Origin of the sequence: Thiomonas sp., assembly GCF_034007205.1 — a bacterium.
In the GTDB taxonomy this organism is placed as follows: Bacteria; Pseudomonadota; Gammaproteobacteria; order Burkholderiales; family Burkholderiaceae_C; genus Thiomonas.
Map to the genome: position 1 here is coordinate 1 of NZ_JAVERI010000033.1, position 10,673 is coordinate 10,673.

Below are 10,673 nucleotides of genomic sequence, written 5' to 3' on the forward strand. Positions count from 1 at the left end.
TTCATCGAAAGCCTCCTTCTCTGAGAACTTTGAGCGGTTCACAGACGGGAGGCTTTCATTTACTCCCGGAACTGTCAAACTTCTGAGGTCCCCCGGCAAAGCCGGGGGGTTTCCTGTTGTACTAAGAAACTTGAGGCGGATCACTCTGAAAAGATTTAGAGCAAATTATAGTGCTTGGTGCGGCCCGTGTAGCGGTCGAAGGCTGTGATTATGTCGATCTGCGGTTCCACTTTCTGGCCGTAGATCTCCTCTTGGAGGAATGCGATTTCTTGTTTGAGCTGATCTCCGGGAACATCCTTGTACCAAGCGCGGGGATGATGATTCGCCCCTGGATTCCAGGAGTAGCGTCTAGCTTTCAAAATATCTTTGGCGTCATAAGGGCTATCCAGAGCCCAGACCCGATATTCAGATTCCCTGGCATGGTCCAGTAACGTTTTAAGAATAGATTCATCAGAATTATGAAAGGTCTGGGCCAGAATGTGTACACCAGCCAAACAGTCATTAATAGCACGGTGACCGTCAAAGAAAAAACCAAAACGGTAAGCGATGAACTCCAGCTTGGTCCCTTCGATTCCCTTTTCTACCCAAGGAATATCTCGAATGGAGCAGGCCCAGGCTTTTTTTATAAAAAGCGGAAATTTACTTTCAAGAAAGTTACGGTCAAAAGCAGCATTGTGAGCGATGATGACAGAAGCTGACTCAACAAGTTGGCTGACCCTATCCTTATCGATTTCCTTTCCCTGTACCATGTCATCCGTAATTCCGGTCAGGGCTGTGATCCCTTCAGGAATCGGGAAACCCGGATCCTGAAACTGGTCAAACTGCTCTAAAATGCGGAAGATACGTCCATCCGGAAGAAACTCGAAGGCGACCATGGCCAGTTCAATAATTTGGTCCATACTTGGGTTAAGACCCGTAGTTTCAATGTCGACATAAATGCCTACGAGTTTGTTTTCATCCGTCTCTTCCCCGTGATAAGCGTCTACCGGTTCGAAGCGTTGGATGACTCGGTAATTCCCAGTATTTTCAAGTCTCTTGATGCATTGGTCCAGGTTGAAATCAGTCATGCTTCCGGCAACCCCCAATCGGGTTTAGATATTGTCATCATACCTTAGGTACATACTAAAAGAATAACAGGTCAACCAGCTAAATACTTTTCAGCGTAACCCAAATATTCCAATTGAGGTGTTCTGTACTCATTCCAACGGCCCCGATATCCTTCAGGGCGTTTTCTTTGTTGCGCATAGGTCAAATACAGGCGCTTTTTTGCACGGGACACTCCCACAAAATAAGCACAGCGGTTCTCAGCCTCATCACCCCAAAAAATTTGATTATCAATGACCATGAAAATGACTGTATCGAACTCCAATCCTTTACTCTTGTGGAGGGTCAAAATCCGCACAGCTTGGTCGTCATCCAGAACTTTCAACCCCTTTTTGATGTTCCCTTCCTGTCCAACAAGGGCTTCCAATTTGTCGCGAGTTTCCTTCCATATTTCCTGGAGTCGAGTTTCTGATTGATATTCTGCAGAAAGGCTGCGAATGCGGTCTTTTCCGATTTTTTTCATAAATTTATGAACCAATTCCCAACTGAATTTGAAGTCGGTTTGATAGTTTTCGTGGGCCATTAATTCCCGCTTGACGGTATTGATATACTTGGACCAGTCGGTTTGTTTTTTTTCAGGGATATCGTCGTAATAATATTCCGATATTTGCCCGATTAAACGTTGCCAAGCCTCTGGTTCACAGTCGTTGTGCAGGACAGTCAAAAAATCTGCTGCTAACCGAGTCAGAGGCTCTTTGACGGTATCTTGCAGATCCTGTTCGTTACGATATGGAATGTTTCGGGACGAAAGAGCGGCCATGAGCGGACCCGCATAGAGAGATAACTGCTTGGACATAAGGACAGCTATTTCAGTAGGCAATAGCCCATCCACTTCAATACAAGACACAATCAGTTCAGCGACGGCTTCAGCCTCTTCCTGGCAGTTGTCAAATACTTTAATGTAAATTTCTCCCTTTTCCCCCTGCAGCTGATCATCAGGAACTACTGCTGGAGGGTCCAACACTTTAACGATATCGTTTTGCATTCTGCGCAGCCGCGGATTTGAGCGAAAATTGCTGTATAGGTTTAATGGTAAAGCGGTGAAATCTTTTCCAAAAATTTCAAACACACCTTCCAGCGCTCCGGCCCATGACATAATGCGTTGTTTGGTGTCACCTACTGCAGTCAAACGGATCGGGGTTCCGAGAAAAGCCGTCCGAATCAACCGGTACTGCTCATTCGTGCAATCCTGGAATTCGTCTAAGAAGATATCAGTATATGTCATCCTGACCGCGTTACGGGCGAGTTGGGAGTTCTCAAGTATCTGGATAGCAAAAGGAACCATGTCGTTAAATGTGATCTGCTTGCGCTCGATGCGTTTGCTTTCATGAACGGTAAAGTTTGGATCGAGGGCGTCTTTTCCTTTAAGAACTGGGCGAAAGCGATCAATCAGGCGTTTGGCAAAGGCGTGAAATGTATGGCTGTCGAAACGGGAAGCCAATTCCTTACCACAGCGTCTTTGGACGCGATCTTTCAGATTACCGCTAGCGTCAACCTTGAACGATATCGCCAAAATCCGGCGGGGGTAGCGGCAGGTGCCAGTGCGCAGAAGAAAATCTGCACGCTGGGCAAGTACTTCAGTCTTTCCCGCACCGGGTCCGGCCATCAGAGCTAGACTACGATGCAGTTCGCGTACTGCTTTTCCCGCATTGGGTTCCAAAGTCAACCCGTCAGCAGGTACCCAGTCTTCGGGGCGGATCATTCTGGCAGGCCCTTAAGAATTTTAGCAATTTGATCGACCATGTTAACCAGTTCTTCAGGCATGCTCTCTAAGAGGTCCTCGTCGGACAGAGAGGCCAAGGCCTCAATGTGGGCTGCTGGTTTGCTGCCAATTTTGAACAGGCGCTGATAACTGGAAAAATATTGTTGCAGATCTATAGCGTACTGATCTTCGCCATGACGTGCCTTCCCTAAAACTGATGTTAAAATTTTACCATCAGGGTCTTCCAAATCTTCATCGTTGATCCCGTAGGCCTCAGGATAGGCCAGTATCATGGAAAAATCGAGGTCCAGAGGATAGGAGAAGAAAACTCCGCGCTCTTCCAATGCGTCAAAATAATCCTGATTTTTCAGACAAGGATTTTCATCATTCCAATTAGGAATGGGCATACCCTTAGGCAAGGCGTTTTCAGGATGAAATTTCTTAAGGTAATCATTGGCTACTTTAAACCTTCCCCAACCACCTCCAAAACGAGCCAAATCTAGATCAAGGAGGGTTTTATAGGGGATTCCCAGACCACTTAACAGCCGCCAAAAATGGTTGACATGTCGACCACCGAGAGGAGCGACACAAATCGCCTGTTCATCAACAGGCATTCCTTTTGCCTGAAGAATTCGTGGTAATACAATCTCCTCACTGTCCCCTTCGCCCAAGACCACTAGGCGAGCAAAGTAAACCTCCGGAAATGCCATGACCGCTTCGCGAACAAACTTGTAGGCCTCGTCTGCTTTTTCAGGCATTTGAATTGTCGTGACCTGTGTCTGTCGCTGTTCATTAAGTCTCAGATAACAGATATCCTCTGGTTCAACTCGACGTAACATGGATGGTGCATGAGTCGCAATCAAGGCCTGAGCATCGTTATGAGCGACCATTTCTTTAAGGGATGAAACAATTCGGCCTAGATATTGTGGTGACAGGCTGTTTTCTGGTTCTTCGATTGCGACCAGAGTAAATGTGGCTGGCCTGAATAACTCCGGATCGAACCCAATATCATCCCCTTCGGGCTTTTGCAGTTTGCGGCCGATACTCTGAGTGGTCAGAACTAAAGAGAGATACAATAGGGATTTCTGGCCGTCACTCAAGCGTGAAAAATCAACCTGTTTGTCATCATGTGCCGGAGAAAAGGACACTGACATATGCCGTAGCAAGGCATCGATCTCGGTTGAAGCAAACGTCACTTTGGGTGAGGAGAAGAAATCACCTTTGTGGAGATGTTGCCATTGCGTATTGAGAGTCGTCCCAAATTCTGTGATCCCTTTATTCTGGCCCAGGGTTTTACTGACCTGTTCGGTCAATTCTTTTATTTCCTCCTTGTTTTCCGTCCAGTCTGCTGATCGTAACAGTCTGCCGAGCAAGGTATTGGCACTGTAGGAAATATGATCAGCCGGATCGCGTCGGGCCGGAAGGTAATGGACCTGGATGCTTTTGCGGTCCATGGCGGAAACATTGCTCTTGTTGACCGGCTCATTGTTTTCATCGACCTGGAGGATATAAAGCAGTTCATCCTGGATATCTCCATCAATGTCGAGAGTTGCTGACAGGCGAATGCGGACTGTCGGTAACTCCTCACCGTCTTGAAGCCGCATATGGTTGAATTGTGGAGGGATCGTCGGATGATCGGCATCGTCTTCTTCTAGTTCTGGAAAACTGATATCGATCTCTACCCAGAGGGAACGCTGCTCTTTAAGAACATCCTCCCCTAGAGGAGTGTGAAAATCTGATTTCTGCAATTGCCGCTGTTTCGGATCGAAGCCGAACATACGGCTGAGTGCTTGAAGTACAGCTGTTTTCCCTGATCCATTAGGGCCGATGAGAAACGTAATGTCTTTCGGGAATATAGTGACGGGCGTTGGACCGAAACATTGAAAATTTGATAGGCGAATTGATGAAATTTGCATATCCCCTCCTGTGGTCGCTGTAGCGACTATATAAATCTTTTAAGGATTAAGTCTACCCAATTACATCCATTTGCCTGGTTTTTCCTAAAGACCTTCCGCTGGAAAACGGCATGAGCGGCTTTCTCCTCTGGAACAGCAACTTCCGCAACTCTTGAGAAAGCGACAGCCTCCCTTCCCGCCGTCTGGTATCCCTTCACTGGGGCCTCATCCCCTTCTGGGCCGACGACCCGAAGATCGGCTACCGAACCCTAAACGCCCGCTCCGAAACGGCCCACAAAAGCCCTGCCTTCCGCAGCCGCTGGTGCCTGATCCCTGCAGATCGCAGGCTCCCTTCTATTTAATCGTTGCCAATTGGCCGAAATAGTATTAACATTTCCTTTAAATTTTCAATGAGTCGAAGTTTAAAAATGGGCTAAAGTGACAAGGGTATGGGCTCCGACCAGTAGTGCCGTTTAACTGAAAGATGTTGTTTATCGACCCGGAGAAACATTGGGTATCAAGCTGCCCTTCTTATTAGAAAGTAAAAAGGGAAAATATAGCTTGTGGTAGCCAGCTTTCAAAATTTAGCGTATTAAACTTGGAGAAATTTATGAAAAAAATGGCATTGCTGCTTATGATATTCGTTACTATTATGAGTGCCTGTACTGTAAAACACGATGGAAAAAATATTAATTCAATCACGGGAAATATTACAGAATTAAACTCGGTTAAAGCATCACCAGTCGATGATATTTCTTTAGATGATGGTTTGAAGGCATTTGTTGAAGGAGATTTCACGAAAGCGAAGAGATCACTCAAGCCTTTTGCAGAAAAAGGAAATCCAGCTGCGCAAACTACATTGGGGTTAATTCTTTTAACAGAAGATGAAGCAGCTATTACCTCTAACAATAATGCCATTGAATGGCTCACTCTAGCAGCAAAACAAAATGAAGTGATTGCACAATTTGTACTAGGAACTTCCTATTTTGAAGGTGAAGGGGTGTCCCAAAACTATGCAGAGGCTGCAAAATGGTGGAAGGAGGCCGCACGGAACGGGTACCGGGACGCTCAGTACAACCTGGGGACAATGTATAAAAAAGGCCAAGGTGTCAAGAAAGACTGGGGTCAGGCCGTGTATTGGTTTCGATTGGCGGCTGATCAAGGTCTTGCTGAAGCCCAATTTGTTTTGGGAAAGGCGTATGATTTCGGCCAAAATGTTGAGAAAAACCTGCTAGAAGCAGAAAAATACTACAGAAAAGCCGCTGAACAGGAACACGTTGAAGCTCAATTTAATTTAGGGACAATGTATGAACGAGGAGATGGCACGGTTCAAAATTTCGAAGAGTCGGCTAAATGGTATCTAAAAGCAGCGGAAAATGGTTATGCGCCAGCTCAATACAACTTGGGCGTTTATTACTATGAAGGAAAAGGGGTTCCAAAAAACCATGAGAAAATGCTCCATTGGTGGGAGATGGCAGCATCACAAGGCCACAGTGATGCCCAAGAATGGCTAGATGTCATTTACCCCAAGATGGTCGAAGAGGGAATAAATGCATTTAAGGAAGAAAATTTCAAATGGGCTTATTCACTTTTGGGAAAAGCGGCCCATAAAGGGTATGCAGAGGCTCAGGTAAAATTGGGCCAAATGTATGCACGGGGTGATTATGTGGCGCAGGACGATAAGAATGCATTTGAGTGGTTCAGTCGTGCAGCTATACAGGGTAATGCTCAAGGTCTTGAGCTGTTGGGGATGATGTACCTAAATGGGCGAGGTGTTGAAGAAGATTTTGAAAGAGGTTTTAATCTGATTGCTTTTGCTGCTGTTCAGGGTAGTCCAAAGGCTGCTGAAGTTATTGAAAAGAAATTCCGCGGCTTTCGGTTGGCAATGAAGGGTCCGAACACTCTGCTTTTTGTAAGCGAACCAAGTATCACCGGATCGGATGGTAAAAAGTGGTTTTGGAGTAAGCAATTGAAATTTGGATTTGACAATCATAACTTCTTAGATTTTGCGGTTGAGACGTTTGATACATACAACATCGTCGATTGTGACAGAGGTTTATGTGGAATTAAGCAGATTCGAGATGTTTCCATTCCATATAGAGAAATAGAAATGATGTCATTTCCTCCAGGATCTGCAGGAAGCCAAATGATTAACCATGTTTGTAAAAATAAAGATCAGCAATCCAAACCTTTTTCAAAAAATATTGCTTCATCTGGTACAGGATGGGTAATTCCCTCGGGGTATATAGCAACAAATCTTCATGTTGTGGATGGACACGAAAATATAACAGTTATCAATAGCAATGGAGAGAAATTCCATGCCATTATTGTTTCCAAAGATGTAGTTAACGATCTTGCCCTGTTAAAAGTTGAAAATGGATTAGGCGTTTTGGCAGCCTTGCCCCTGGCAAATCGGCCCTGCGTTTCTGGTGAAGAGGTTTTTACAATAGGGTATCCACACCCAGAGATTATGGGCACAGAGGCGAAAATAACGAGCGGCATTGTCAATTCGTCAAGAGGCCTACAGGACGATCCTCGAATGCTTCAGATTAGCGTTCCTGTTCAGGCGGGGAATAGTGGCGGTCCTTTGGTCAACTCCAAAGGGGAGGTGGTCGGGGTTGTTACATCCAAACTGGGGGCTATGAGGGTTTTCAGCGAAACAGGCGATATGCCCCAAAACGTTAACTATGCCATAAAAGCTAAATACCTTAGTCCGCTATTAGACGGCCTCAAAAAACGGCCAACGGTAAACGCTTTGGCGGCCCAAAAAACAAAGCTTTCCGACTTGGCAATTGCCTATAGGGGTTCTGTTTTTTTGGTGGTCGCTGAATGATAAAAACTTTGTAAATACGGGGTTGCCGTTAACGTTTTTTGCCTCAGCCGGAAAACAAACCCCTGTCACGAATTCCCAAGCCGATTGCCCGCACCTGGGCAAGAGACGAAACATTCCTGGTGTTTTGGTTCAGTGTGGATAGGAGGATCGTTTTCATTGGGGCATCTCTTGATCCCTTTGGAGTTAATATCGTTCAGGCAATTAAATTGGTTATTTTCCGATACCTCCCCCAAATCCTCTTAACCTGGCTCTCACTACACCCTACCAACTCCGCAGTCTTGGCAATACTCTGCCCCCCTGCCCTCAGCGCGACAATCTTCTTATGCATAGTTTCGTCCGGCTTCCGGCCGCGATACTTCCCCGCATCCTTGGCGATCTCGATCCCCTGCAGCTGCCGCCGGCGCCGGTCCTCGTAATCGTCCCGGGCAATCTGTAAGGCCAACTTCAAAAGCATGTCCTGGATCGACTCCAGAACAATCTTCGTCACCCCTTCCGTATTCTCCACCAGATCGGAAAGATCCGTGACCCCGGGAACCGCCAACTTGGCCCCCTTCTCCCGAATCGTCGCAATCAACTTCTCAGCATCCGGCAACGGCAAACGGCTGATCCGGTCAATTTTCTCCGCAATGACCACTTCCCCGGGTTGCAGGTCCTCGATCATCCGCAGCAGCTCCGGCCGGTCGGCCCGGGCCCCTGAAGCCTTCTCCCGATAGATGCCGGCAACGTAATACCCCGCCGCCTTCGCGCCTTGGATAATTGAAGCCTGGCGGGAAAGATCCTGCTCTTCGGTACTGACCCTCATATACACTCTGGCCACGTTCATAGTCGGTCCTTTTGGGTATAGGTAATTTGGCCCATGCTAATACAGGTGGTTAAAAATTCAAAGCCCAATTTATCTTGGCCACCCATTTTTTAGCTACTCTAATGAGCCACAGAATGATGGTGCAAATGGCTTGTAAAGAACGGAGGTCTTCTCTATAGTCCCAAAAGAGAACATTTGTACTCCATAAAGGATTTCCCCATGCGAACAGCTCGATCTGATTCCCTATATCTCTCCCGCCTGCAGGACTATTACGCCCGTTGGCGCTGCGTACCCTCGTATGAGAGGCTCTGCCAGGTTCTTCACCTTTCTTCGCGATCGGCCGTGGGTAAAGTTCTGGAGCGTCTGCGGCTGCAAGGATTCCTGGACCGCACACCGGATGGCGTCTGGATTGTGACCCTTAAGTTTTTTGAGCGTTTCATCGCCGAGCAGTCGGTTCAGGCTGGCGATCCGGCTCCCGACGCAGAATCAGGGGGGACGACTACACTACTCGACGAATTGCTTGTGGATACTCCTTCTCGGACCCTGCTTATTACCGTGCGGGGCGATTCGATGAACGGCGCCAACATTTTCGAGGGGGATGTGGTGGTTGTGGAACGGCAGACTACCGCTTCACCTGGCGAGATCGTGGTGGCGGCTGTCGATGGCGAGTTAACAGTCAAGCGCTTAAAACGAGACGCCCAAGGGTGGCTGCTGCACCCTGAAAACCCGTCTTACGCCGACATCCGCCCCAAAGGCGGCTTGGAGTTGGTGGGCGTCGTCACCGGTCTGGCTCGACGGTTCAGGAGGAGTGCGCCTTGATTCGATCCAAGGAGAATGAGCCACAGTCGGCATGCTTGGAATCAGTCGGCTTCCCTTCGCCGGCGGCGGATTATGCGGAAATGGGGATCAGCCTCGACCGCACACTAATCGAACATCCGGAAGCGACTTTTTTCTTTCGTGCCGCCGGAGGGGCTATGGAGGGAACGGGGATTTTTGACGGAGACCTGTTGGTGGTCGACCGCTCCATCACCCCCAGTCCAGGACACGTGGTGGTCGCGGTAGCCGATGGAGAGTTCGTCATCCGCCAAGCTGGAGATCTTGCCGGAAACCGCCATGGCGAGGTAACAGTTTGGGGGGTGGTCCGCTGGACCATTCATCGCGTATGCCCATCGCTTTAATCGATTGCAACAACTTCTATGCTTCCTGCGAGCAACTTTTTCAGCCTGTGTTGCTTGGTAAGCCGGTGGTGGTTCTTTCCAATAACGATGGTTGCGTGGTCGCCCGTTCCGCCGAAGCCAGAGCTCTCGGAATCCCCATGGCAGCGCCCTGGCACACGCTCAAAGATCTTGCGCGCCGCCATTGTGTGGTCGCTCTTTCCAGCAATTACGCCCTCTACGGCGACATGTCGGCACGGGTCATGCGGATACTCTCCCAATTCAGCCCGCTACAGGAGGTCTATTCCATTGACGAGTGTTTTCTCGATCTCGCAGGCGCTCAACCAAGTCCGACAGCTTGTGGGCGGGCGATCCACACTGAAATAAAACGTCTGACGGGACTTGCTGTGGGAGTCGGCTTAGGCACAACCAAGACATTGGCCAAGTTTGCTAATCACTGCGCGAAAAAGCGGTTGGAGTTTGGCGGGGTGTGTCCCCTCTTCGAGATGTCGACAGTCGAAGCAGACAGACTTTTGGCTTGGGCGCCCGTTAGAGACATTTGGGGTGTAGGCATACGCTTGGCGACACGCCTGGAAAGTATGGGTATCCGCACGGCCCTTGATCTGAAACGGGCGGCGCCATCACGCATCCGCGCTGCCTTCAGCGTTACCCTGGAACGAACTGTTCGGGAACTCAACGGCGAGGTCTGCCTCGGCCTTATGGCCGGACCCGGGGCAAGAAAACAGATATTGTCCTCGCGCTCTTTCGGCCAATTGATCAGCGATTTGCCCCCTCTGGAAGAGGCAGTGGTTTCATACGCAACCCGAGCAGCTGAAAAACTGAGGCAACAGGGACTACTGACAGGCAACATCGGTGTGTTTCTGCGGACCAACCCTTTCCGCACGGACCTGCCACAAGAAGACCGGAGCCTTAGCTTAACGCTCCACCCAACAGACGATACCCGTATAATCGCACAGGCGGCACTAAAAACTTTGAGGGAAATTTACCGCCCGGGCTTTGCCTATCAGAAGGCAGGAGTCCTTCTTGCGGATCTTGTTCTAGGAGTTTGTCGGACTTTTCGTCCGCATCATGTTAAAATCGCCGCGCTTTGAAATTATCAGGAAAGGCGACATTTGTTATGAGTAACAGGTTCCGTCAGGTGGATCGGGAGACACTCTTCCTG

The 10,673-nt window shown here is 48.5% G+C and carries 9 protein-coding genes; 5 read left to right on the forward strand and 4 right to left on the reverse strand.

The window, feature by feature from the left end; all coding sequences use genetic code 11:
- Positions 1-155: 155 nt before the first annotated feature.
- The 3 genes from RBR52_RS15065 to RBR52_RS15075 form a co-directional block, all read right to left on the reverse strand.
- Entirely contained in the window at positions 156-1,067 is a 912-nt protein-coding gene (locus RBR52_RS15065; RefSeq protein ID WP_320378092.1) for a 3'-5' exonuclease, read from the reverse strand.
- Between the two features lie 71 nt (positions 1,068-1,138).
- A complete protein-coding gene (locus tag RBR52_RS15070; protein ID WP_320378093.1) occupies positions 1,139-2,806 on the reverse strand; it encodes an ATP-dependent helicase in 1,668 nt (555 codons plus the stop codon).
- The gene (locus tag RBR52_RS15075; protein ID WP_320378094.1) at positions 2,803-4,722 is read right to left on the reverse strand and encodes an ATP-dependent nuclease; all 1,920 of its coding nucleotides are present in this window, start codon (positions 4,720-4,722) and stop codon (positions 2,803-2,805) included. The genes RBR52_RS15070 and RBR52_RS15075 overlap by 4 nt, the downstream gene beginning before the upstream one ends.
- 182 nt (positions 4,723-4,904) lie before the next feature.
- Between RBR52_RS15075 and RBR52_RS15080 the strand changes: the two genes are divergently transcribed.
- A complete protein-coding gene (locus RBR52_RS15080) occupies positions 4,905-5,063 on the forward strand; it encodes an SOS response-associated peptidase family protein (RefSeq protein WP_320378100.1) in 159 nt (52 codons plus the stop codon).
- A gap of 248 nt (positions 5,064-5,311) precedes the next feature.
- The gene (locus tag RBR52_RS15085; protein WP_320378095.1) at positions 5,312-7,534 is read left to right on the forward strand and encodes a trypsin-like peptidase domain-containing protein; all 2,223 of its coding nucleotides are present in this window, start codon (positions 5,312-5,314) and stop codon (positions 7,532-7,534) included.
- Between the two features lie 193 nt (positions 7,535-7,727).
- Here RBR52_RS15085 and RBR52_RS15090 read toward each other — a convergent pair whose 3' ends face one another.
- Positions 7,728-8,357 (reverse strand): recombinase family protein, encoded by a 630-nt coding sequence (locus RBR52_RS15090; RefSeq protein ID WP_320378096.1) that lies wholly within the window; start codon positions 8,355-8,357, stop codon positions 7,728-7,730.
- 321 nt (positions 8,358-8,678) lie between these two features.
- Between RBR52_RS15090 and RBR52_RS15095 the strand changes: the two genes are divergently transcribed.
- From RBR52_RS15095 to RBR52_RS15105, 3 genes are read left to right on the forward strand one after another with little or no spacing between them, the layout of a single operon-like run.
- A complete protein-coding gene (locus tag RBR52_RS15095; RefSeq protein WP_320378097.1) occupies positions 8,679-9,155 on the forward strand; it encodes a S24 family peptidase in 477 nt (158 codons plus the stop codon).
- Positions 9,152-9,514 carry a S24 family peptidase gene (locus RBR52_RS15100; protein ID WP_320378098.1) on the forward strand — a complete coding sequence of 121 codons (363 nt, stop codon included), beginning with the start codon at positions 9,152-9,154 and terminating at the stop codon, positions 9,512-9,514. The genes RBR52_RS15095 and RBR52_RS15100 overlap by 4 nt, the downstream gene beginning before the upstream one ends.
- Positions 9,499-10,602: a Y-family DNA polymerase gene (locus RBR52_RS15105; RefSeq protein WP_320378099.1), complete on the forward strand. Its 1,104-nt coding sequence runs from the start codon at positions 9,499-9,501 to the stop codon at positions 10,600-10,602. Before RBR52_RS15100 ends, RBR52_RS15105 begins: the two co-directional genes overlap by 16 nt.
- Positions 10,603-10,673: the final 71 nt, after the last annotated feature.